Here is a 21,946-nt window from a genome sequence, read left to right as displayed (position 1 = left end):
CTCACTTCACACGGACCTGGTGGAACTGCAGCGAAACCCCGCGCGGCCGCGCGCCGTCCAGCAGCGGGACGAGCGTGCCGACGAGAACGGCGTCGTTGAGCCAGGCATACGGGCCTTCGGGCGCTTCGATGCGCGGGCTCGTGACGATCCCCGGCGCGGTGAACGCGCCGGGGTTGGTCACGGTGAGCACGACGCCGTCGTCGGTGCGGATCAGGTACTTCGCCGTGACGGCGGCGACGCCGTCACCCCGCACGACGCTCCAGTCCGCGCCGATGCCGAGCACCTCGCCGGTGACGCGCGGGCCGTCGACGCGGCCGCCGGTGATCGGGATGACGCGCCGGTGCCCGGCCGGCGTCACCCCGGCGTCGATCGGCTCGGCGATCAGCACCTCCAGCCTGGCCACCAGTTCCATCGTGAGCTCGGGGTGAGTCATGCGTCCTCTTCCGAAGGTCCGCCGAGGGTGTGCAGGATGCGGACGAGGCGGTCGGCCAGGTCCTCGGGATCGAGCGTCTCCTCCGCGCCGAGCAGCCAGGCGTTGATCACCGCGCCGGCGCCCCCGGTGAGGAACACGGCGAGGTCGTCGGCCGTCCCGGCCGGCACGCGGTCGCCGAAGAGCGCCCGGACGGCGTGGCGGTTGACCGGCGCGAGCAGCTCACCCAATGCGGTGGTCAGCGCGAACGCGCACGGCCCGGTGAGCAGGGCGCGGTAGAACGCGCGGTGCGCGGCGAAGTGCCGGGCCGTGGCGAGCACCGCGGCGCGCCCGGTCTCCCGGGCGGGCAGCAGCTCGCGCCGCGCGAGGTCGAGCGCCGCGGCGACCAGCAGCGCGTCCCGGTCGGCGAAGTGCAGGTAGACGAGCTGACGGCTGACGCCGGCGGCTTCGGCGAGGTCGGTCACCGGGACGCTCGCGCTGCCGCGGCCGGACACGAGCCGCACGGCCGCCGCGTACAACGCCGCCCGCGACCGGGCGGCCCGCGGGTCACGGCTGTCGATGCTCACCCGCACTTTATAGACACCTGTCAAAGAACTGGCAAGCGCCTTGACCTTGACACCGTGACAAGGTCTTCACTGGGCGCAGGAGGTGATCACCGTGAACCCGACCCTGTTCGACGCGCTGGGCGCCGGGAACTCGTCGACGCGGCTGCAAGCGGCCCTGGAGGCCGGCACGCGCGCCGAACCCGGCTTCGCCGACACGCTCGTGGCGCGGTCCGCGATCGAGCCGGACTTCTTCGTGCGCGACATGCTCACCTGGGCGCTGACCCGCCTCCCGGCTGACGTCACCGTGCCCAGGCTGCTCGGGGAGCTCCGGTCCGGGCGCGCGCAGGCCCGCAGCCAGGCGCTGCACACGCTGTCCAAGATCGGCGACCGCGCGACGTGGCCCGCGATCACGCCGGCGCTGCTGCGCGACGCCGACGACGAGGTCGCGCGCAGCGCCTGGCGCGCCGCCGTCGTCCTCGTCCCGGACGGCGAACGGGACGCGCTGGCCGCGGAGCTGGTCACGCAGCTCGGTCGCGGCGACCGGACCGTGCGGCTGAGCCTCAGCCGGGCGCTCGTCGCGCTCGGGGACGGCGTCGAGCCGGCGCTGCGGCCGGGCCTGGCCAGTGCCGACCCGGCGGTGCGGGCGCACGCCCGCGCCACGGAACGGCTGCTGCGCGACCCGGACGCCGCGTTCGACCCGGGCGTCGACGAGGCGAAGCGGATCGTCGCGCTCGGCCCGGAGCACTCGGGCGGGACGTCGTGCTGATCGGCGAGGTGGCGCGCCGCTCGGGGGTGAGCAGCCGGATGCTCCGGCACTACGACACCCTCGGGCTGGTGCGCCCCACCGGCCGCACCGTCGGCGGCTACCGCGAATACGCGGCCCGGGACATCCGCCGGATCTTCCACGTGGAAAGCCTGCGGTCACTGGGGTTGTCGCTGCGCCAGATCGGCCGGGCCATGGAGGATCCCGCCTTCGCGCCGGCCACGCTGGTCGGCGACCTCATCCGGCGGACCGAAGACCGGCTGCGGCGGGAGCGGGAGCTGCTCGACCGCCTCCGGGCGGTCGACGCTTCGGCGCCCGAGGGCTGGCCGGACGTCCTGGGCATCATCGAGCTCCTGCGCGGGCTCGACTCGGCCAGTGCCGCGCGCCGGCAGCAGGCCGTCCTGGCCCCGGCCGACGACGTGCCGCTGCCCACCGACCTGCTGGCCGGCGCGGTCCTCGCCGAGGCCGACCCGAACGTCGCCGGCGCCCTGCGGTGGGCGCTCGCGCGGGCGGGCGGCGACGGCGTCGCGAGCCTGGCGCCCGGCATGACCTCGGCGGACGTCGTCGTCCGCCGACGCGCGGTCCGGGCGATCGCCGGGTTCGCCGGCGCCGAGGCGACCGCGCTGCTCACGGCGGCCCTCGGCGACCCGGACCCGGCCGTGCGCCGGCACGCCGCGCTGGCGTCGGCCACGCGCGGCGAGACCGCGGCCGTGCCGACGCTCGTCACGATGGTGGTCGAGGGCACGAACGACGTCGAGGCGGCCGAGCTGCTCGGAGCGCTGTCCCGGGACGCCGGCCACGCGGACCGGATCATGAGCGCGCTGACGGCCGAGCTGGCCGCGCCCACCGCGGACTCCGCGGTGCGGATCCGGCTGACCCAGGCCTTCGCCGAGATGCCGCCGGCGCTCGCGAAGGACGTCCTGCGGCGGCTGGCCGACGACGAGGACCGGGCCGTCGCGCTCATCGCCGCGGCCCTCGCGGGCGTGCTCGAAGACCGGCTCAGTGCGGAAGCTTGACCACCGTGACGAAGAAGCTGTCGATCTGGCGGACGGCCTCGACGAAGCTGTCGAAGTCGACCGGCTTGGTGACGTAGGCGTTGGCGTGCAGGTCGTAGCTGCGCGCGATGTCCTCTTCGGCCTCGGACGTCGTCAGCACTACGACCGGGATGCTCCGCAGCTCCGGGCTGGCCTTGACCTCGGCGAGCACCTCACGGCCGTCCCGCCGGGGCAGGTTGAGGTCGAGCAGGATCAGGCCGGGCCGCGGCGCGTCCTCGTAGGGCGGCTCGCGCCGGAGGAACTGCAGCGCCTGCTCGCCGTCGGAGACGACCGACAGGGTGTTGCGGATCTTGTAGTGCTCGAACGCTTCCCGCGTCATCAGGACGTCGCCGGGGTCGTCCTCCACGAGCAGGACGTCGATCGGTTCCGGGGGCTGGGTCATGCCGCGTCCTGTTCTTCGTCGACGGCACCGGCGAGTTCCGGGGCCACGGGTGCGGGGAGGGTGAAGCGGAAGCACGTGCCTTCGGTGACGTCGGTGTCCAGCCAGATGCGGCCGCCGTGGTGCTCGACGATCTTGCGGCACATCGCCAGGCCGATCCCGGTGCCCGGGTAGTCGCCGCGGCCGTGCAGCCGCTGGAAGATCACGAAGATCCGCTCGGCGTACTGCGGGTCGATCCCGATCCCGTTGTCCGTCACGGAAAACACCCAGTCCGCGCCGTCGGGCTCGGCGCCGACGGTGATCTCGGGCGGCCGTTCGCCGCGGAACTTCACGGCGTTGCCGATCAGGTTCTGGAACACCGCGGTCAGCAGCGACTGCTCACCCCGCACCGGCGGCAGGCCGTCGGCGACGCTCACCCGCGCGCCGGCGTCGGCGAGCACGCTCTCGAGGTTCGCCGTGGCCGTGGCCACCAGCGCCGCCGTCTCGACCGCCACCGGCTCGCCACCGCGGCGGCCGACGCGGGAGAACGCCAGCAGGTCGTTGATCAGCACCTGCATCCGCTTGGCGCCGTCGACGGCGAACCCGATGTACTGCTCGCCGCGCTCGTCGAGCTTGTCGTGGTAGCGCTTCTCCAGCAGCTGGCAGAAGCTCGTCACCTTCCGCAGCGGCTCCTGGAGGTCGTGCGAGGCGACGTAGGCGAACTGCTCCAGGTCGGAGTTCGACCGCTCCAGGGCGTGCGTCCGGGCCTCCAGCAGCGTGTGGGCCCGCTCCAGCTCGGCCACCTCTTCGAGGATGCGCCGGCGCATGGTGTCGACGTCGGCGCCGAGCTGGCGCACCTCCCGGGGCCCGGTCGCCGCCACCGGCCGGTGCAGGTCCCGCGCGGCCGTGTCGCGCACCGCGGCGGCCAGCTGCTGGATCGGCCCGACCACGGCCCGGCGCAGGCCCGCGAACAGCAGCACGAACGCCGCCGCGATCACCACGGCGATGGTGGCGAGGATCCAGGTCAGCAGGTTCGTCGCGGCCGCGAGGTCCGCGCGGGCGTCCATCCGGGCGGCGTCGAGGTGCGCGTCCTGCTCGGTGAGGCGGCCGCGCAGCGCGTCGAAGAGCTTCTTGTCCTGTTCGACCTGCCCCGACGTCGGCGCGGGCCCGCCCGGCGCCGCCTGGGCGAGGGCCGCACCGCGCCACGCGTCGGCGCCGGTCAGGACCGCGGCGAGGTCCCGGCCCGCCATGGTGTCCGGGGTCGCGCCCAGCCGGCGCAGCTCCGCCACCGCCCGGTCCTGGTCGGCGAGCCCGGCCCGGTACGGCTCGAGGAACTCCTGCTGCCGGGTCAGCAGGTAACCGCGGATCCCGGTCTCCTGGTCGACCAGCGCCGTCGAGAGGGCCTTGGCCTGCAGCAGCTGCGGCCCCACCACGTCGAGCAGCCGGCTCCGGGCGTCGTCGAGGCTGGACAGCGCGACCGCGCCGCCCGCGAGGGCGCCGACGAGCAGGACGGCCTCGACGAGCGCCAGCACCCCGGCCCAGCGCCGCAGCGGCCAGGACGCGCGCTCCCGCGTCATCGGGCGCCGCCGTCGGGCCGCTGGGTGAGCAGGACCAGCGCGATGTCGTCGTCCACCGGGCCGTCGTTCAGCTGCTGGACGCGGCCGATCAGGGCGTCCAGCGCCGCACCGGCGTCACCCGGCCCGGTGAGGAGCTCACCGGCCAGCGCGGCCATGCGGGTGCGGCCGAGGCGATCGCCGCCGCCGGACCGGCCCTCGAAGATGCCGTCGGTGTAGAGCAGCAGGGACCAGCCCGGCGCCAGCGCGACCTCGGTCCGGCGCCGGGGCCGCTTCAGCGGGAGGCCCAGCGGCGGGCCCAGGCCGTCGGAGGACAGGAACTCCGCCGGGCCGGCCCCGCCCAGCAGCAACGGCGGCGGGTGCCCGGCCAGCACCATCCGCGCGGACGTCCGGTCCGGGGCCACGGTCACCATGCACGCCGTGGCGAACAGCGGCTCGATCCGCTCGTTCACCAGGACCCGGTCCACTGTGGCCAGCACCTCGGTGGCCGGCAGCCCGGCCAGTACCAGGGCCCGCCACGCGATCCGCAGGGCCACGCCCAGCGCGGCTTCGTCCGGGCCGTGCCCGCAGACGTCCCCGATGATCACCTCGACGGTGCCGTCGGCGAGCTCGACCGTGTCGTAGAAGTCGCCGCCCAGCAACGCGCCGTCGCGGCCCGGGCGGTAGCGGACCGCCAGGCCGAGGCCGTCGTCGGCGAGCAGCGGGGTGGGCAGCAGGCCGCGTTCGAGCCGCGCGTTCTCCCCCGCGAGCAGCTGCTGCTCCAGGAGCCGCTGTTCGGCGCCCTCGGCTCGCCGCCGTTCCCAGGCGTAGCGCATGGCGCGCATCAGCAGCGGGCCGTCGACCTGGTCCTTGCCGAGGTAGTCCTGGGCCCCGGCGGCGACGGCGGCCACGCCGGTGGCGGTGTCGTTCTGCCCGGTCAGCACCACGATGGCGCTGCCCGGGCTGTGCCGGCGCAACGTCGTGAGGGCGGTCAGGCCGGACGCGTCGGGCAGCTGCAGGTCCAGCAGCACGCAGTCGACGCCGCCGACGTGCGGCAGCGCGGCCGCCAGCGTCGCCACCCGCAGCAGCGTGATCCGCTCGGCCTCGACCGGGACGTCGGCGAGCATCTCCTCGACCAGCAGCGCGTCGCCGTCGTCGTCCTCGACCAGCAGCACCGAGAGCCGGTTGACCGCGGGCGGCAGCGAAAGCAGTGGCACCGTGACGCGGGTGGAGCCGACCGAAGGAGCGGTCACGACATCGAGCCTCTCTCGAATGAGGCCTCACCAAGCCGCCCGCACACAGGCCACCGGATCAGGCGTAACGGCGCCCGCACAGGCAGGGCCACCGGTGGCTGCGTTCTCAACCGCGCGCACTGTATCCCGCGGTGATCCGGCGGAACCAGACCGGTGGCGCACCACGGACCCGGTCCCGGTCGCCCGCATCTGGTGTGCTCGCTCGATGCGGTGAACGACCCGGCCGGGGCCCGTCGCGGCGCGGTGCGCGGGTACCCCACCCGAAACGAGGAGGCGGCCATGGCCGGCAACGATCTGCTGGGGTTCCTGATCATCGGGCTGATCTTCGTGGTGGCGGACGGCCAGGTCCTCCACCGCGACGGCCGGCGCTACCTGCGCGGCCCGGACGGCGGCAGCGGCGGGCCGACGGCGTCGATGGTGGTGACGGTCTTCCACCTCGTCGCGCTGGGCCTGCTGGCCCTGCTCTCGGTGATCGGCCCCGGGTGGTCGGGCTCGGCGCCCGCGCTCGTCGGCCGGATCGGCGTGTTCCTGCTCCTGCTGGCCGTCGCGCACGCGGCGACCCTCTCGGCGCTGGTCCGCCGGAGGCAGGACGCTCGCGCGCGGACCCGCTTCCCCGGGAGCGACCCGGACGCCGCCGGCCCGCAGGTCAGCCCGGACCTCGGGAACCACGGCCCGTACCGCACCTGACCCGATGTCGGGCTGCACCCGTTCGCTACCAGGGCACCACGCCGTCGTCGTCGAAGAAGCCGCCCGTCGGGCCGTCGGCCGGCAGGGTCGCCAGCCGGATCGCCGTGGCCGCGCCCTGTTCGGGGGTGCGTACGCCGCGGAAGCCGTTCAGGTCCGTCGCGACGTAACCCGGGCAGGCGTTGTTGATCAGGATGTTCGTGTCGCGCAGTTCCTTGGCGTACTGGACGACGACGGCGTTGAGGAACGTCTTCGACGGCATGTACGCGGCGGACAGGAACCCGAAGTCGGCGTCCGGCGCGGACTGCCGGGTCAGCGAGCCGGTTTCGCTGGACAGGTTGACGATCCGCGGCGACGCCGAGCGGCGCAGCAGCGGCAGCATCGTGTTGATCACCCGGATCACGCCGTACACGTTGGTCTCGACGGCCGCGCGCACGGTGTCGAGGCCGGCTTTCGTGGGCTCCTGCGGGAAACCGCCGACAACGGCGGCGTTGTTGACCAGGACGTCGAGGCGGCCGAAGCGCTCGTCGAGGAGCGCGGCCGCGGCGGTCACGCTCGCGTCGCCGGTCACGTCGAGGGGTACGCCGAACGCGTCGGCGCCGCCCGCACGCAGCTTCGCCACGGCGGTCTCGCGCCGCTGTTCGTCGCGGGCGCCGACGCCCACGCTCCACCCGAGCGCACCCAGGCCGGCCGCGATCTCGTACCCGATTCCCTTGTTGGCGCCGGTGACCAGCGCGATCGTCTTTTCACTCATGGCCTCGAGCTTGGTCGCGCCGCGGCCGGGCACCAACACCATCCGCGTCGGCGATCGATACCCGGCCGGTATCGATGTAGCGTGAGGCCATGGAGACGCGCGAGCTGCAGTACTTCGTCGCCGTCGCCGAGGAACTGCACTTCGGCCGCGCGGCCGAGCGCCTGGGCATGGCCCAGCCCCCGCTGTCGCGTGCGATCGGCCTTCTCGAACGGCGGCTCGGCGTCACGCTGTTCGAGCGCACCAGCCGCTCGGTCACGCTCACCGACGCCGGATCCGTGCTGCTGGCCGAGGGCCGTGCCGTCCTCGGCGCGCTGGCCGCGGCCGAGCGGCGCACCCGGCGGGCCGCGACCGGCCGGACCGGCCTGGTCCTCGTCACCAAGGCCGGCGTTTCCGGTGACCTGCTGAAGGAACTGCTCGCCGCGTACGCCGCCGAGCCGGACGCCGCCGACGTCGACGTGCTGCTGTGCGAGGCCCGCGAGCAGGAACGGCTGCTGCGCGACGGGCAGGCCGACGTCGCGCTGATGCACTGGCCCTACGACTCGACGGCCGGGTTCGACACCGAGGAGCTGGGCACCGAGGGGCAGGTCGTGATCCTGCCGGCCGGGCACCCGCTCGCCGGCCGGTCGCACGTCCGGACCGCCGACGTAGCCGCGCTGCCCGACCTGCCGATGGCCCGCTGGCCGCGTCCCGACGGCGGTTACCCGGACGGGCCGGGCGCCGAGGTGCGGAACCTGACCCAGCTCTACCAGCTGATCGCGCTCGGCCGGACCACGGTGATCCTCGCCGAGTCGTGCCGCACCCACCTGCGCGCGGACCTCGCCGCCGTGCCGGTCGTCGACGCGCCCGCCGTGACGACGGTGATCGCGTGGCCGCCGCACAGCCGGTCCCGCGCCGTCGCCGGCCTGGTGCGCGCCGCGTCGCGCGAGCACGCGACGACCCGCTGAACCACCCGGGTTCTCGACCCACCTGCCACACCGACCTCGCTCGCGCGACCGCCGCACGGCCGATCCGCACCGCCGCCCGCCGGTCCACGCCGCGGCCGGCATCTGTTGCACCGCCGGGTCCTCGCCCCCACCACGATCCGTGCCCCCAATCCGGCCGACCCGCACCGCCGCCGGCCCCGTCCACGCCGCGTCGCGCGGACCAGCGCCCGCTGAACCGCCCGCCACCGCCCGGTCCTCGGCCTGCACGGCCGAACCCGCACCACTGCGGGTCTGGTCCGCGCCGCGTCGCGCGAGCACGCGACGACCCGCTGAACCGGCCGTCCCGGCGTTGACTTCCGGCAGCGCCGGTGGTTCGCTCTCTGGGAGCGCTCTCAGCCATCTTGCATTCTGTTCGATCCGGACGAGTGAGGGATGGACTCTTCATGACAGCTCGACCACTTCGCCGCGCCGTCACGGCCGCGGCGGTCCTGCTCGCCGCGGGCCTGGCCGGGGCCGCCCCCGCCACCGCGGCCGAGCCGGACGTCACCGTCACGGTGAACGCGCGGGCCGGCCTGGCCACCGTGGCGGACACCGCGCTCGGGGCCAACCACGCCGTCTGGGACAGCCAGCTGGGCACCGACACCGTGGCCGGCCTGCTCGGCGACGCCGGCGTGCGCGTGCTGCGTTACCCCGGCGGTTCCTACGGCGACATCTACCACTGGAAGGACAACACCGCGCCGGGCGGCTACGTCGCACCCGGCACCGACTTCGACACCTTCATGGGCGGCGCGCGGCGCACCGGGGCCCAGCCGATCATCATCGCCAACTACGGCACCGGCACCCCGCAGGAAGCGGCGGACTGGGTCCGGTACGCCAACGTCACCAAGGGCTACGGCGCGCGCTACTGGGAGATCGGCAACGAGCTGTACGGCAACGGCCACTACGGCGCGAACTGGGAAGCCGACAACCACGCCGACAAGAGCCCCACGGCCTACGCAGACGGCGTCGTCGCCTACGCCGAAGCCATGAAGGCCGTCGACCCGTCGGTCAAGATCGGCGCGGTGCTGACGACCCCGGCGAACTGGCCCGACGGCATCGTCGGCGACGGCGACACCGCCGACTGGAACCAGACCGTGCTGTCGATCGCCGGTCCCCATGTCGACTTCGTCGTCCTGCACTGGTACCCGGGCGGCGCTACGGCGGCGGAAGCGCTCGCCAAGCCCGAGCAGGTGGACGACATGATGTACGTCGTCCGGCGTGAGATCGCGCAGTACGCGGGCGCGAACCCCGGGCGGATCGGCGTCGCGCTCACCGAGACCAACACTTCGGTCGGCATGGACACCCAGCCCGGCGCGCTGTTCGCCGCCGAGACGTACAGCACGATGCTGGAGAACGGCGTGTTCACCGTCGACTGGTGGGACACGCACAACGGCGCGTCCCAGGTGTCCACAGTGGAGGGACAGACCGACTACGGCGACATGGGGATGCTCTCCAGCGCGACGTGCTTGGGCGACGTCTGCGAGCCGCCGCTGAACACGCCGTTCGCGCCCTACTACGGCCTGAAGATGCTGAGCCTCTTCGCCCGCCCCGGCGACCAGCTGGTCCGCGCCGGCACGAGCGCGCCGCTGGTCACCGCGCACGCCGCCCGCCGGCCCGACGGCGACCTTTCGGTGCTGCTGGTCAACAAGGATCCCGGCACCGCCCACACGGTCGCCGTCGACTACGCCGGTTACGCCCCGGCCGCCAGCGCGTCGAAGGTGTACACCTTCACCAACGGCGCGACGTCGATCGCGGAGGGCACCGGCGGCAGCAGCACGAGCCGGACGCTGCCGCCGTACTCGCTGACCACCCTGGTGCTGCACCCGGCGGCCGCGGTCACCGGAGCACCGGCCGCACCCGGCCCGGTGGCCGCCGGCCAGGTCACCGACCGCTCGGCGACGCTCACCTGGCCCGCGGCCGCGCCCGGCGGCCACCCGGTCGCGAAGTACGAGGTCTACCGGACCCTCGGCACGACCAGCGAGGCGTGGGGCGAGACCGCGGGCACGTCGTTCACCGTCGGCAACCTCGTCCCGGGCAGCCGGTACACGGTCAACGTGCTGGCGCGGGACACCGCGGGCAACGTCTCCTGGGCGTCACCGTCGCTGACGTTCACCACGGGGGCGCCGGCGCGGAGCACGTGCGCGGCCACGATGTCCGACGTCACCGACTGGTCGAGCGGCTTCGTCGGCGGCGTCCACCTCACCAACACGGGCACCGAACCGGCGCCGAACTGGACGTTGACCTTCACCTGGCCGACCGCGCGGCAGCACCTCACCGGCGGCTGGAACGGCACCTGGACCCAGACCGGGACCACCGTGACGGTCACGTCGGCCACGGCCCTGGCCCCGGGTGCGAGCGCGGACCCGGGCTTCACGGCCGACTACGGCGGCCCGAACATCCTGCCGACGGCGTTCACCCTGAACGGCACCCTCTGCAGCGCGTCGTGACCACCGGTGCCGGGCGGTACGCCCGCCCGGCACCGCGGCTACGGCGAATGCCCGATGGTCAACGGCGCCGGTTTCCGGCACGGTGGGAGGTTCCGGATCGCTGGAGCGGAAGGTTCGCCGTGCCTCGTCGTCGTGTGCCCGAACCCGCCACCGGCGGCACCGCCGGGCGGGTCTTCCTGCCGGTGATGCTGGTCCTCTTCGGGCTGGGCACGGCCGTGGTCCTGGTCCTTCAGATCACCGTCCTGGCCGACGAAATCGACCACGGTGCCGAGACGTCGCCGTGGCTCGTGCTGGCGTTGCCGGCCTCCGCGGTGCAGCTGGCCGGCGTGGTCGCCGTCGGCTTCCGGCGGCGCTGGGGCGCGAAGGTCTTCGCCGGGGCGGCCCTCGCCGGGGTGCTACTGGACCTCGGGCAGGTGACCGGCGCGAGCGCGCTGCTGATCATCGGCAAGATCGTCGTGGCCGGCCTGCTCGCCGCCGCGATCCTGGTCCGCTGGGACGACCTGGCCGAGTGACGCGGGGCGCGCCCACGGCTGGGCTTCGCGCCAGGCCAGGTACCCGGCGAAGATCGCGGCGGTGCCGCGCGCCCGGGATCGCGTCTCGAGGAATTCGTCCAGCAGCGTGAAGAGCAGGTCGACCGCGACCTGACGGCCGTCACCCGCCGCTTCGTCGTGCCACCCCGACGTGCTGCCGGGGAAGGCCAGGTACAGCACCAGCGACGTCCAGGTCAGGTTGTCGCCGGTGCCGACCCGGGGCACGAGCGACTCCTTGAAGCCGGTCAGCAGCCCGCCGTCGTGGCCCGCGTCCACACCGAGCAGGTACGTGCAGTAGTCGTGGTAGCTGCCGTCCAATCCGTACAGCTGGGGACGCCGGTGGATGTCGGCGAAGTGCTTCCGGTGGTCCACGGTCCTCCTCGTGCGCGCTCGGGTTCAGCGTAGTCCTTGACGAACCGCGCACCGCCTCCCTAGGTTGTCGGTCATAGGACGTCGGACATCCCATGTCCTACCATCCCATCCCCTCAGCGAGGAGGCGGAACCGGTGTCATCGAAACGCCGAGCGGGCGCGATCCTGCTGGCCGCGGCCGTGGTCTGGCTGCCTTTCACCCCGGCGGCCGCGGCCGCCGACCGACGATGCGCGTCCTCGGTGCCGTTCACCTCCGGCACCGAGGGCTACGACACCTTCCGGATCCCGGCGGTGGTGCGCGCCGCGAACGGGTCGCTGGTGGCGTTCGCCGAAGGCCGGCGCGACTCGGCCGGCGACTCCGGCGCGATCCAGACGGTGTCCCGTTCGTCGCGCGACGGCGGCTGCACCTGGGGCCCGCTCTCCGTGGTGACCACCAACGGCGACGCCACCGCGGGCAACCCGACGCCGGTGCTCGCCCGCAACGGCGACCTCGTCCTCCTGACCGTCCACAACGGACTCGTCTCGGAGAAGCAGATCATGACCGGCGCGGCGTCGGAGCAGGACACCCGCCGGGTGTTCGTCCAGCGCAGCGGCGACAACGGCCGCACCTGGAGCACCGCGCGCGACATCACGGCGGACACGAAACGGCCCGGCTGGCGGTGGTACGCCACCGGTCCCGGGCACGCCACGCTGCTGCGGCACGGCCCGCACGCGGGCCGGCTCGTCGTGCCCGCCAACCACTCCAGCTCGCCGCCCGCTGGCTCCACCGACGTCGGCACCGAGGCGAAGTACTACGGCGGCCACGACCTCTACAGCGACGACGACGGCCGCACCTGGCACATCGGCTTCACCGACGACCGCACCGACGGCGTCGTCGCCGCGAACGAGACGTCGGCGACGGAGCTGCCCGACGGCACGCTCTACTTCTCCAGCCGCAACCAGGGTTCCGCGGCCGAGCACCGGGTCGACGGCTACAGCGTGGACGGCGGCCAGACGCTCGTGCGGCCGTACCGGGCGCAGCCGGCGCTGTCCGGGACGAAGGTCGAGGGCAGCGCGCTGCAGACGACGATCCCGTGGCTGCTGCTGTATTCCGGCCCCTCCGACCCGGCGACGCGCACGGTGATGCAGCTGCGGTTGAGCACCGACCGCGGGCGCACCTGGACCCCCGGCCACACGCTGACCGCCGGGCCCGCGGCGTACTCCGACCTCGTGCAGGCCGATCCGCTCACCGCCGGGCTGCTCTACGAGACCGGTACGGCCGGGCCCTACGAAACCATCGTGTTCCACCGCATCCCGCTCACGCGGGTGCGCTGAGCCCGGTCCCGCACCCGGCGCGTGCCGGGTGCGGGACGGGGTCGCTCAGCCCCAGGCCAGCGGCAGCTGCAGCGGCCCGCGCGTCGACAGACCCAGCTTCCAGCCGATGCCGGCCTCGCCCTCGGCCAGCCGCAGTTCCGGCAGCCGCCGCAGCAGCGTGTCCAGCGCGACCTGCAGTTCCATCCGGGCCAGCGGCGCGCCCAGGCAGTGGTGGGCGCCGTGGCCGAAGCCGATGTGCGTCGCCTCCCCGCGGAGCAGGTCCAGCACCTCCGGGTCCGAGTACACCGAGCCGTCGCGGTTGGCGGACGCCAGCGCGGGCAGCACCGGTTCCCCCGCCCGGACCGTCACCCCGCCCAGTTCGACGTCTTCCGTCGCGTAGCGCGCGATGCCCGCGCCGGTGCCGAGCGGGACGAACCGCATCAGCTCCTCGACCGCCTTGGGCACCAGGCTCAGGTCCGCGCGCAGCAGCGCCAGCTGGCCCGGGTGCGTGAGCAGCGCGTACACGAAGTTCGGGATCTGGGACGCGGTCGTCTCGTGGCCGGCCACCAGCAGTGTCTGCGCCAGCGACAGCAGCTCCTCCTCCGAGAGCCGGTCGTCTTCGTCGCGGGCCACGACCAGCGCGCCGAGCAGGTCGTCGTGCGGCGTCTCCCGGCGCTGGGCGATCAAGCCCGCCATGTATTCGTTCATCTTCGTCATCGCGTCGAGGACTTCGTCCGGCGTGAACTTCGTCGTCGAGAGGAACGCGTCCGACCAGACGCGGAAGTCGCCGCGGTCCTCGAACGGGACACCCAGCAGCTCGCAGATCACCGTCACCGGGAACGGCAACGCGAAGGCCTCGACCAGATCGGTGGGCGGGCCCTGGGCGAGCATCGTGTCGACGAGCCCGTCGGCGATCTCCTGCGCCCGCATCCGCAGCGCGTCGATCCGGCGCATGGTGAACGCCTTCATCACCAGGCGCCGCAGCCGGCTGTGGTCCGGCGGGTCGAGGCTGAGGATGTTGCCCGGCGGCGGCAGGTGCGGGCGCAGCCGCGGCTCGTCGCGCCCGGTCGCCGCCGCGCGGCTGAAGCGCGGGTCGCCCAGCACCACCTTGACGTCCTCGTAGCGCGTCGCCAGCCAGGCCGGTTCGCCGTAGGGCATGGTGACGCGGCTCAGCGGCTCTTCGGTGCGCAGCTGCTCGAACAGCGGCTCGATGTCCAGCTTTTCCGGCTCGCTGAAGGGATAGGCCCTCGTCATGACGACTCCTCGGCGGTGTTGACGGCACGGTGCCGGTACGGGACGAACACAGCGGCGACGACCGCGAGGACGCAGATCGCGCCGGACACGGTGAACGCGGTGGTGTACGCGCCGACCGTGGGCAGGGGGAGGCCCGGCAGCAGGGTCGCGGCCAGGATCGCCGACGCCACTGCCGTGCCGATGGAGCCGCCGATCGAGCGCAGCGTCTGGTTGACGCTGTTGGCGACGCTCGTCTGCGCGGGGGTGACGCCGCTGTTGAGCAACGTCGGGATCGCGCCGAACGCCAGCCCCAGCCCGAGGCCGAGCAGGCCGGTCGCGACGTAGAAGTGCCAGTGCTCGGTGTGGAAGACGAGCAGGAAGGCGAACGTCGCGGTGGCGACGACCGTGCCGATCACCATCGGCCACTTCGGGCCGACGCGGCGGATCAGCACCGACACCGCGCCGGCGGCGAGCAGCGTGCCCGCGGTCATCGGCAGCAGCGTCAGGCCCGCGCCGAGCGCGTCGGACCCGAAGCCGTACCCGAACCGCCCCGGCGTCTGGACGAACTGGATCACCAGGATGAACGCGCCGTACATGCCGGCGCCGGTGAGGAAGGTGGCGATGTTGGTGCCCAGCACGACCGGCGTGCGCATCATCGCGATGTCCACCAGCGGTTCGCGGACGCGCCGCTCGACGACCACCCACGCGACCAGCAGCACGACGGCGCCGGCGAACAGGCCGAGGACGGTGGCCGAGCCCCAGCCCCACGCCGGCCCGCGGTTGATGCCGAGCACCAGGCAGACCAGGCCGCCGGCGAGCGTCAGCAGGCCGAAGACGTCGACGTAGAACTTGCCGGCCGTTTCCGGCAGCCGGATCAGCGCGGCGGTGCCGAGCAGGCCGAGCGCGGTGACCGCCGCCGAGATCCAGAACATGCCCTGCGCCGACACGCCCGCCTGCACCAGCAGCCCGGACACGAGCAGGCCCGCGCCCGCGCCGATGCCGGTGAGCGCGCTCAGCAGCGCGATGCTCGAGGGCACGCGCTCCGGCGGGAAGATCGACCGGACGATCCCGATGGCGAGCGGCATCGCCGCGAAGCCCATGCCCTGCAGGGCGCGGCCGGCCAGCACGACACCCATCGACGTCGAGACGGCCACCAGCACCGAGCCGAGCGTGGTCAGCGCGAGCGTCGCCATGAGGACGCGCTTGCGGCCCAGCTTGTCGCCGAGCGAGCCGAGCAGCGGCGTGAACACCGCCGCGGACAGCATGTTGACGGTCACGACCCAGGAGACGTCGGCCATCGAGACGTCCAGCGACTGCGCGAGGCCGGACAGGATCGGCATGACCATGCTCTGCATGACGACGATCGCGAACGTCGACAGCGCCAGCACCAGCAGCACCGCCGTCGGATGCGACTCCGCGCGCCGGGCGCGGCGCGCGGGTGCCGGGGCGGTGAGGGTGTCGGACACGGGGACCTCCATGCGATGACTTTGTAGTCAACTGACGACTTACACGGTAACCAGGTGCCGGAAGCCAAGTCAACGAGTGACTACTTAACCCCGCGGTGATCACGCTCACAGCGCGTTTGCGCTGGTCTACACTGCGAAAACCCCGACGAACGGAGATCGGCGATGGACACCGCGGCACCCCGCGCACGCCGCCGCGACGCGGCCGCCACCCGGGAAGCACTGCTGACCGCCGCTCGGACACTGCTGAGCGAGCACGGCGTCGAGGGCACGAGCACCCGGGACGTCGCCGCGCTGGCCGGGGTGAACCAGGCGCTGGTCTACCGCTACTTCGGCTCGAAGGAAAAGCTGTTCGCCGAGGCCGCGGGCCGCGGCTGGGACACGGCCGACACCGTGACGGCGGACGCCCCGCTGAAGGATCTCCCCCGCGCCCTGCTGGAGCGCGCCCTGAACGTCGGCGCCCAGCATCCCGGCGACCTCTCGGGCCTGGTGACGGCGGCGAACGACGACATGATCCGGGCCGTGGTGCGCGAGCGGATCGAGCGCGCCTTCGGCGAGCAGCTGGCCCCGCGCCTGAGCGGCTCGGACCGCGAGCTGCGCGCGGAACTGCTGGCCGCGGTGATCACCGGGATCGCCGTGCTGCGCGGCAAAGTGGGCACGAAGGCCCTGACCGCCGCCGACCGCGAGGCGCTCGGCGCGTACGTCGACCGCATGGCCGCCCCCCTGCTCGACCTCGACTGAACCCCACCTCTGGTCGCTTCCCGTAGACCTTTTCGTCGTAGATATTGTCAACAATTTCATCGACGATTAGGGTGCGAGTCATGCTCATCGACTGCCACGGGCACTACACCACCGCGCCGCCGGCACTGGCCGCCTGGCGCGAGCGGCAGGTCGCCGCCCTGGCCGGCGGGCCCGCGCCGGACCGCGCCGACCTGCGGATCAGCGACGACGAACTGCGGGCGACGATCGAGCCGAACCAGCTTCGGCTGATGGACGAACGCGGCATCGACCTGACGATCTTCTCGCCCCGCGCGTCCTTCATGGCCCACCACGTCGGGGACTTCGCGACGTCGTCGGCGTGGGCCGCGCTCTGCAACGAGCTCTGCTACCGCGTCAGCACGCTCTACCCCGGGCGGTTCGCGCCGGCCGCGATGCTCCCGCAGTCCCCCGGCGCCGACCCGGCCACCTGCGTCCCGGAGCTGACGCGGTGCGTCGAGGAGTACGGCGCCGTCGCGCTGAACCTCAACCCCGATCCCTCCGGCGGCCACTGGACGGCGCCGCCGCTCACCGACCGGTCGTGGTACCCCGTCTACGAGAAGATGGTCGAGTACGACGTCCCGGCGATGGTCCACGTCAGCACGAGCGTGAACCCGGCCTTCCACACCACCGGCGCGCACTACCTCAACGCCGACACCACCGCGTTCATGCAGCTGCTCCAGGGTGACCTGTTCGCGGACTTCCCCACGCTGCGGCTGATCATCCCGCACGGCGGCGGCGCGGTGCCCTACCACTGGGGCCGGTTCCGCGGCCTGGCGCTGGCGCTGGGCAAGCCGCCGCTCGAAGAACACCTGCTGGGCAACGTCTTCTTCGACACCTGCGTCTACCACCAGCCCGGCTCGGACCTGCTGTTCGACGTCATCCCGGCGAAGAACATCCTGTTCGCCTCGGAGATGATCGGCGCCGTCCGCGACGTCGACCCGTCAACCGGCCACCACTTCGACGACACCCGGCGCTACGTCGAGGCCGCGAAACTGTCCGAAAAGGACCTGGCCGCGATCCGGGAGCACAACGCCCGCGCCGTCTACCCCCGCCTCGACGCCCTGCTGACGCGCCAAGGCCGGTGAGGAAGCCCCATGACCGAACCGAAAACCCCCGGCTGGCTCGACTGGTACGCCCACCCGTCGAAGCCGGAGTTCCGGCTGCCGCCCGGCACCGTCGACGCGCACTGCCACGTCTTCGGCCCGCAGGCCGAGTTCCCCTTCGCTCCGGAACGCAAGTACACCCCGTGCGACGGCGGCAAGGACGACCTCTTCGCCCTGCGCGACCACCTCGGCGTCTCGCGCAACGTGATCGTCCAGGCCACCTGCCACGGCACGGACAACTCCGCCATGGTCGACGCCGTCCGCGCGGCGGGCGGCCGGGCGCGCGGGATCGCGACCGTCCGGCCGGACGTCGGCGACCGCGAGCTGCGCGAACTCGACGCCGCGGGGGTGCGCGGCGTGCGCTTCAACTTCGTGAAACGCCTGGTCGACGCCGCCCCGCACGAAGCGCTGGCCACCATCGCGCAGAAGATCGCGCCGCTCGGCTGGCACATCGTCCTCTACTTCGAGAGCGTCGACCTGCCCGAGCTGGCAGGGTTCTTCGGCTCGCTGCCCACCCCGCTCGTCGTGGACCACCTGGGGCGGCCGGACGTCACGCAGCCGGTCGGCGGGCGGGAGTTCGGCCGCTTCCTGCGGTTCGTCGAGCGCAACGACGTCTGGGTCAAGGTCAGCTGCCCCGAGCGCCTGACCGTGACCGGGCCGCCCGCCCTCGGCGGCGAGCGGCACGCCTACCGCGACGTCGTCCCGTTCGGCCGGCGCGTCGTGGCGGAGTTCCCCGACCGCGTGCTGTGGGGCAGCGACTGGCCGCACCCCAACCTCCTGGGCCACATGCCGGACGACGGCCTGCTGGTCGACTACGTGCCGCAAGTGGCGGTCACCGCCGAGCAGCAGCGGAAGCTGCTCGTGGCCAACCCGGCGCACCTGTACTGGCCCGGCAATGACTGACGCCTGAGCGACAGGAACTCCCATGCAGCAAGCCAACTCCCTGAACCGGCTGAACCGCCTGCCGATCTCCCGGTTCCACAAGATCACCCTGCTGGCCGTCTCGTTCGCCTACTTCTTCGAGTTCGCGGACATCAACAGCTTCGCCACCACCGCGCCCAAGCTGATCAAGCTGTGGGGCGTGACGGTCGACCAGGTCGCCTACGTCACGTCGCTGTCGTTCGTCGGGATGTTCTTCGGCGCGGTCATCGCGAGCGGCCTCGCCGACCGCTGGGGCCGCAAACGCGCGTTGCTGTGGACGACCTTGTGGTTCGGCGTCTTCTCCTTCGCCGCCGTCTTCTCGTGGGACGTCGTTTCCCTCGGTGTGTTCCGCGTCCTGACCTCGGCCGGGCTTTCGGCGATGACCGTCGTGGCCGTCATCTACGTCAACGAGCTGTACCCGGCCGCCAGCCGCGGCAAGTACCAGGCCTACGCGATCGTGATCGGCATCTGCGGCACCCCCGTCACCAACCTGATCGCCAGCGCGGTGGTGCCGATCAACGACTGGTCGTGGCGGCTGGTCTACCTGTGGGGCGCGCTCGGCGTGCTGCTCGTCTTCTTCACCCGGCGCCTCAAGGAGTCACCGCGCTGGCACGAGAGCCGCGGCGACCACGCCGAGGCGGACCGGATCCTGCGGGAGATCGAAGAGCAGGTCGCGGCGGAGCAGGGGCCGTTGCCCGAGCCCGAACCGCCCGTCGAAGAAGCTCCGGTGACGAAGGCGCCGCTGCGCTTGCTGCTGCAGAAGAAGTACCTGTACCCCACCTTGCTGCTGACCGTCGTGTGGGTGACGCAGACGATCGGCTTCTTCGGCTACTCGAGCTGGGCGCCCACACTGCTGGCCCAGGAGGGCTTCAGCGTCGAGAAGTCGGTCTTCTACGTGGCCCTGACGACCGTCGGCGCGCCGCTCGGGTCCTACCTGGCCGCCCTGGTCACCGACCGGTTCGAACGCAAGTGGTGCCTGGTCGCCTTCGGCACGGTCATCGCGCTGTGCGGCCTGCTCTACGGGCTGACCTTCAACCCGGTCCTGATCGTGGTCTTCGGGTTCCTGGTGAACCTGTTCGAACGCGGCTACACCGCCCTCGGCTACGCCTACTCCCCCGAGCTGTTCGACACGCGGAGCCGGTCGCTGGGCACCGGTGTCTCCTACGGGCTCGGGCGGCTGTCGAACGCGGCGGGTCCCCTGATCGTGGCCGCGCTCTACGCCGGCAGCGGCTATCGGAGCGTGTTCCTCTTCATCGCCGGGACCTGGCTGGTCGGCGCGGTGGTCCTGGCCGTGTTCGGCCCGCGGACCCGCCCGTCCGCCGTCACCCGGGCGGAACCCGATGTGCCGATTCGCGGGTAACCGCCGCCGGCCCGGGTAACCCTCCTCGGTAGAGGACGTCGCGCCCCCGGGCGCGCGCCCTCGGGAGGAGTCACATCGTGCCTGTGAACTGGACCACGGCGGACCAGCCAGGCTGGCAGACCCTGGACGTGGCCGGCACCGACCCGTCAGGTCTCGCCGATGCCCGGATGTGGGCCGAGTCGCGGATGACCGCGCTCGGGGACCTGCATCGGCTGGACGCGCTGTTGATCGTCGGAGAACTGCTGGACAACGCCTACTTGCACGCGGGCGGGCCGGTCGAACTGCGGCTGCGCTGCACCTGCGGGCCGTGCGAGGTGACCGTCGCCGTCGCCGACGTCGGCACCGGGGAACCGCGGTTGCGGGTCCCCGGCCGGGACGGCGGGCGCGGCCTGCGGGTCGTCGACCAGCTGTGCCTCGCGTGGGGCGTCAGCCACCACGACGACGGCAAGCTCGTGTGGGGCCGCCTGCGCTGCGCGGAGACGGAAGAGCCCTGCCCGCGGGCGAGTTAGTTAGTTCGAAGCAGCGAGCGGGGCCGAGCTAGCCGGTCGTGAGGTCCGGCAGCAGCGTCAGCCAGGCCAGGGCCTCGGAAAGGTCGGCGTGCAGCGGCAGGACGCGCTCCAGCCCGAGCACGCTCAGGGGGCGCAGCACCGCGCGGCTGCGGGTGACGACGGCGAAGGGCACGCCGGCCGCGTGGGCGTCGGCGGCGGAGTTGAGCAGGACGGTCAGCGCCCGGGCGGCGCAGAACGTCACGGCCGAGGCGTCGACGACCAGGGCGCGCGGCCGGAAGGCGAGCTCCCGCTCGATGAGGCCGGCGAGGTGATCGGTGACGCTGATGTCGAGCTCGCCGGTGGCCGAGAGCACGGCGGCGTCGGCGGTGGTGAGCACGTCGAAACTCGCGATGGCCGCTTGACCTGCGGGGTCTCTGGGCCGGGGCAGCGGAATCATGGTCATAGGCGAAGCCTCCTGGGGGAACCGTGAGGCCAAACCGCTCGTGCACCAGTCCAGTCCCACACCGGCCCCTGACGGGGTCGTGGGTCTCGGGGTGCGACGGCTGCCGGTTGAACCGCTGCCGGCCGACCGTACCGCACTCCCGGGCCCGCGGCGGTGTCACCCGTTCAGCGCAACAGCTCACAGCGGCGTGTCGCCGGACGCCCGCGCACGCCCGGTCCTACGCGCCGGGTCGGGCTGTTCACTCTCCGTTCACCGCAGCGTCATCAGCGGAAACCCGCCGCGCCCTTCCCGGCGTCGGCGATTCCGGACCACGACGGCCCGGTGGTCCACAAAGGACCGATGTGCGCTCGCTCGAGTTCGACGTACCGAAACGACGGCATCCGGCCGTCCCCGTCGTTTCCCCGAGACAAAGAGCGAATTATATCGACACTTGATTAGCTCATTCGATCGACAACGTACGCGTCGGTATGTCGACTGCTACGCTCCACAGTGGATCGGGCATTTATCGTGCGTTCGGTCACAGTCGCACTACGGACACCAACGTTCAAGGAGCAGCCCCATGGCCCAGAAGGTCCTCGTCGAAATGCTGGACGACATCGACGGCAGCCCGGCCAGCCACACCGTTCCGTTCGGCCTCGACGGCGTCAGCTACGAGATCGACCTTTCCGACGAGAACGCCGCCGCGCTGCGCGAGGAGCTCTCCCGGTTCATCGCGGCGGGCCGCAAGACCGGTGGCCGCAAGGTGCGCGTCGCGACCGGCCAGTCGACGGCGGCGAGCTCGGCCGACCGCGAGCGCTCGCGCGCGATCCGCGCCTGGGCCAACGAGAACGGCTACGACGTCTCCGAGCGGGGCCGCCTGTCCTCGGAGATCGTCAACGCCTACGACGAGGCGCAGCTGCAGGCCGCCGCCCCGGCGCCGGCGCGCAAGCGGGCGCCGCGCAAGAAGGTCGCCGCCGCGAAGAAGTAGTGCCGTGCCGGCCGATCTCTGGGGAGCGATCACGAAGGCCGATCCACCGGCGGCGAGGACACTGCTCACTCGCCGCCGGTGGATATCCTTCCGGCCGGCCACCTGATTCCGGCTCGGTCGTTTCCGGGCTCGGCTGTTTCAGGAAACGCCAACCGGACAGCCGTTGTCATTTCCCAGCTCACCGCGGGTGAA

Annotated in this window: 23 protein-coding genes; 13 read left to right on the top strand and 10 right to left on the bottom strand. The window is 72.8% G+C overall.

Annotated elements, in window-relative coordinates:
• Position 1 precedes the first annotated feature (1 nt).
• Both OHS58_RS03490 and OHS58_RS03485 read right to left on the bottom strand, forming a co-directional pair.
• Positions 2-433 carry a DUF3237 family protein gene (locus OHS58_RS03490; RefSeq protein WP_328647102.1) on the bottom strand — a complete coding sequence of 144 codons (432 nt, stop codon included), beginning with the start codon at positions 431-433 and terminating at the stop codon, positions 2-4.
• On the bottom strand, positions 430-996 hold the full coding sequence (locus OHS58_RS03485) for a TetR/AcrR family transcriptional regulator (RefSeq protein ID WP_328647101.1): 567 nt from the start codon (positions 994-996) through the stop codon (positions 430-432). Before OHS58_RS03485 ends, OHS58_RS03490 begins: the two co-directional genes overlap by 4 nt.
• A gap of 82 nt (positions 997-1,078) precedes the next feature.
• Here OHS58_RS03485 and OHS58_RS03480 point away from each other — a divergent pair, with 82 nt between their 5' ends.
• Both OHS58_RS03480 and OHS58_RS03475 read left to right on the top strand, forming a co-directional pair.
• On the top strand, positions 1,079-1,741 hold the full coding sequence (locus OHS58_RS03480; RefSeq protein ID WP_326951933.1) for a HEAT repeat domain-containing protein: 663 nt from the start codon (positions 1,079-1,081) through the stop codon (positions 1,739-1,741).
• Positions 1,735-2,754: a MerR family transcriptional regulator gene (locus OHS58_RS03475; RefSeq protein WP_328647100.1), complete on the top strand. Its 1,020-nt coding sequence runs from the start codon at positions 1,735-1,737 to the stop codon at positions 2,752-2,754. Before OHS58_RS03480 ends, OHS58_RS03475 begins: the two co-directional genes overlap by 7 nt.
• On the opposite strand, the gene OHS58_RS03470 is transcribed toward OHS58_RS03475, so the two are convergent.
• Genes OHS58_RS03470 through OHS58_RS03460 form a run of 3 tightly spaced genes read right to left on the bottom strand, consistent with a single transcriptional unit; the run spans position 2,738 to position 5,921 of the window.
• Positions 2,738-3,175 carry a response regulator gene (locus tag OHS58_RS03470; protein WP_326951346.1) on the bottom strand — a complete coding sequence of 146 codons (438 nt, stop codon included), beginning with the start codon at positions 3,173-3,175 and terminating at the stop codon, positions 2,738-2,740. The genes OHS58_RS03475 and OHS58_RS03470 overlap by 17 nt on opposite strands.
• Positions 3,172-4,728 carry a sensor histidine kinase gene (locus OHS58_RS03465; RefSeq protein WP_328647099.1) on the bottom strand — a complete coding sequence of 519 codons (1,557 nt, stop codon included), beginning with the start codon at positions 4,726-4,728 and terminating at the stop codon, positions 3,172-3,174. Before OHS58_RS03465 ends, OHS58_RS03470 begins: the two co-directional genes overlap by 4 nt.
• On the bottom strand, positions 4,725-5,921 hold the full coding sequence (locus OHS58_RS03460) for a PP2C family protein-serine/threonine phosphatase (protein ID WP_328649766.1): 1,197 nt from the start codon (positions 5,919-5,921) through the stop codon (positions 4,725-4,727). The genes OHS58_RS03465 and OHS58_RS03460 overlap by 4 nt, the downstream gene beginning before the upstream one ends.
• Positions 5,922-6,236: 315 nt before the next feature.
• Between OHS58_RS03460 and OHS58_RS03455 the strand changes: the two genes are divergently transcribed.
• Complete coding sequence (locus tag OHS58_RS03455; protein ID WP_326951348.1) at positions 6,237-6,644, top strand: hypothetical protein; 408 nt, start codon at positions 6,237-6,239, stop codon at positions 6,642-6,644.
• Positions 6,645-6,669: 25 nt separating this feature from the next.
• Here the strand turns inward: OHS58_RS03455 and OHS58_RS03450 are convergent, their stop codons facing one another.
• The gene (locus OHS58_RS03450) at positions 6,670-7,395 is read right to left on the bottom strand and encodes an SDR family oxidoreductase (protein ID WP_328647098.1); all 726 of its coding nucleotides are present in this window, start codon (positions 7,393-7,395) and stop codon (positions 6,670-6,672) included.
• Between the two features lie 89 nt (positions 7,396-7,484).
• On the opposite strand from OHS58_RS03450, the gene OHS58_RS03445 reads away from it, so the two are divergent.
• The 3 genes from OHS58_RS03445 to OHS58_RS03435 all read left to right on the top strand — a co-directional run bounded on the left by OHS58_RS03445 (position 7,485) and on the right by OHS58_RS03435 (position 11,316).
• The gene (locus OHS58_RS03445) at positions 7,485-8,339 is read left to right on the top strand and encodes a LysR family transcriptional regulator (protein ID WP_328647097.1); all 855 of its coding nucleotides are present in this window, start codon (positions 7,485-7,487) and stop codon (positions 8,337-8,339) included.
• A gap of 422 nt (positions 8,340-8,761) precedes the next feature.
• Entirely contained in the window at positions 8,762-10,804 is a 2,043-nt protein-coding gene (locus OHS58_RS03440) for a cellulose binding domain-containing protein (protein WP_328647096.1), read from the top strand.
• A gap of 119 nt (positions 10,805-10,923) precedes the next feature.
• Complete coding sequence (locus OHS58_RS03435; protein ID WP_328647095.1) at positions 10,924-11,316, top strand: hypothetical protein; 393 nt, start codon at positions 10,924-10,926, stop codon at positions 11,314-11,316.
• Here the strand turns inward: OHS58_RS03435 and OHS58_RS03430 are convergent.
• Positions 11,200-11,706: a hypothetical protein gene (locus OHS58_RS03430; RefSeq protein ID WP_328647094.1), complete on the bottom strand. Its 507-nt coding sequence runs from the start codon at positions 11,704-11,706 to the stop codon at positions 11,200-11,202. The two genes, OHS58_RS03435 and OHS58_RS03430, sit on opposite strands and share 117 nt — an antisense overlap.
• Positions 11,707-11,839: 133 nt before the next feature.
• Here OHS58_RS03430 and OHS58_RS03425 point away from each other — a divergent pair, with 133 nt between their 5' ends.
• A complete protein-coding gene (locus tag OHS58_RS03425; RefSeq protein WP_328647093.1) occupies positions 11,840-13,018 on the top strand; it encodes a sialidase family protein in 1,179 nt (392 codons plus the stop codon).
• 45 nt (positions 13,019-13,063) lie between these two features.
• On the opposite strand, the gene OHS58_RS03420 is transcribed toward OHS58_RS03425, so the two are convergent.
• Positions 13,064-14,251 (bottom strand): cytochrome P450, encoded by a 1,188-nt coding sequence (locus OHS58_RS03420; protein ID WP_328647092.1) that lies wholly within the window; start codon positions 14,249-14,251, stop codon positions 13,064-13,066.
• Entirely contained in the window at positions 14,248-15,696 is a 1,449-nt protein-coding gene (locus OHS58_RS03415; protein WP_328647091.1) for an MFS transporter, read from the bottom strand. Before OHS58_RS03415 ends, OHS58_RS03420 begins: the two co-directional genes overlap by 4 nt.
• Before the next feature lie 162 nt (positions 15,697-15,858).
• Between OHS58_RS03415 and OHS58_RS03410 the strand changes: the two genes are divergently transcribed.
• From OHS58_RS03410 to OHS58_RS03390, 5 genes are all read left to right on the top strand, one after another.
• On the top strand, positions 15,859-16,434 hold the full coding sequence (locus OHS58_RS03410; RefSeq protein ID WP_328647090.1) for a TetR/AcrR family transcriptional regulator: 576 nt from the start codon (positions 15,859-15,861) through the stop codon (positions 16,432-16,434).
• Between the two features lie 80 nt (positions 16,435-16,514).
• Positions 16,515-17,537, top strand: a complete 1,023-nt coding sequence (locus OHS58_RS03405; RefSeq protein WP_328647089.1) for an amidohydrolase family protein — start codon at positions 16,515-16,517, stop codon at positions 17,535-17,537.
• 9 nt (positions 17,538-17,546) lie between these two features.
• Positions 17,547-18,458 (top strand): amidohydrolase family protein, encoded by a 912-nt coding sequence (locus tag OHS58_RS03400; RefSeq protein WP_328647088.1) that lies wholly within the window; start codon positions 17,547-17,549, stop codon positions 18,456-18,458.
• A gap of 22 nt (positions 18,459-18,480) precedes the next feature.
• The gene (locus tag OHS58_RS03395) at positions 18,481-19,836 is read left to right on the top strand and encodes an MFS transporter (RefSeq protein WP_328647087.1); all 1,356 of its coding nucleotides are present in this window, start codon (positions 18,481-18,483) and stop codon (positions 19,834-19,836) included.
• A gap of 77 nt (positions 19,837-19,913) precedes the next feature.
• The gene (locus tag OHS58_RS03390; protein WP_247054377.1) at positions 19,914-20,345 is read left to right on the top strand and encodes an ATP-binding protein; all 432 of its coding nucleotides are present in this window, start codon (positions 19,914-19,916) and stop codon (positions 20,343-20,345) included.
• A gap of 28 nt (positions 20,346-20,373) precedes the next feature.
• On the opposite strand, the gene OHS58_RS03385 is transcribed toward OHS58_RS03390, so the two are convergent.
• Positions 20,374-20,787, bottom strand: a complete 414-nt coding sequence (locus OHS58_RS03385) for an STAS domain-containing protein (protein ID WP_328647086.1) — start codon at positions 20,785-20,787, stop codon at positions 20,374-20,376.
• A 559-nt stretch (positions 20,788-21,346) separates the two neighbouring features.
• Between OHS58_RS03385 and OHS58_RS03380 the strand changes: the two genes are divergently transcribed.
• Positions 21,347-21,754, top strand: coding sequence for a histone-like nucleoid-structuring protein Lsr2 (locus OHS58_RS03380; RefSeq protein ID WP_247054381.1), 408 nt, complete (start codon positions 21,347-21,349; stop codon positions 21,752-21,754).
• The last annotated feature ends 192 nt before the right edge of the window (positions 21,755-21,946 follow it).

It is taken from the genome of Amycolatopsis sp. NBC_00348, assembly GCF_036114655.1.
GTDB lineage: Bacteria > Actinomycetota > Actinomycetes > Mycobacteriales > Pseudonocardiaceae > Amycolatopsis.
Note: the sequence above shows the minus strand (reverse complement) of the source record. Positions and strands in the feature narration are given on the sequence as shown.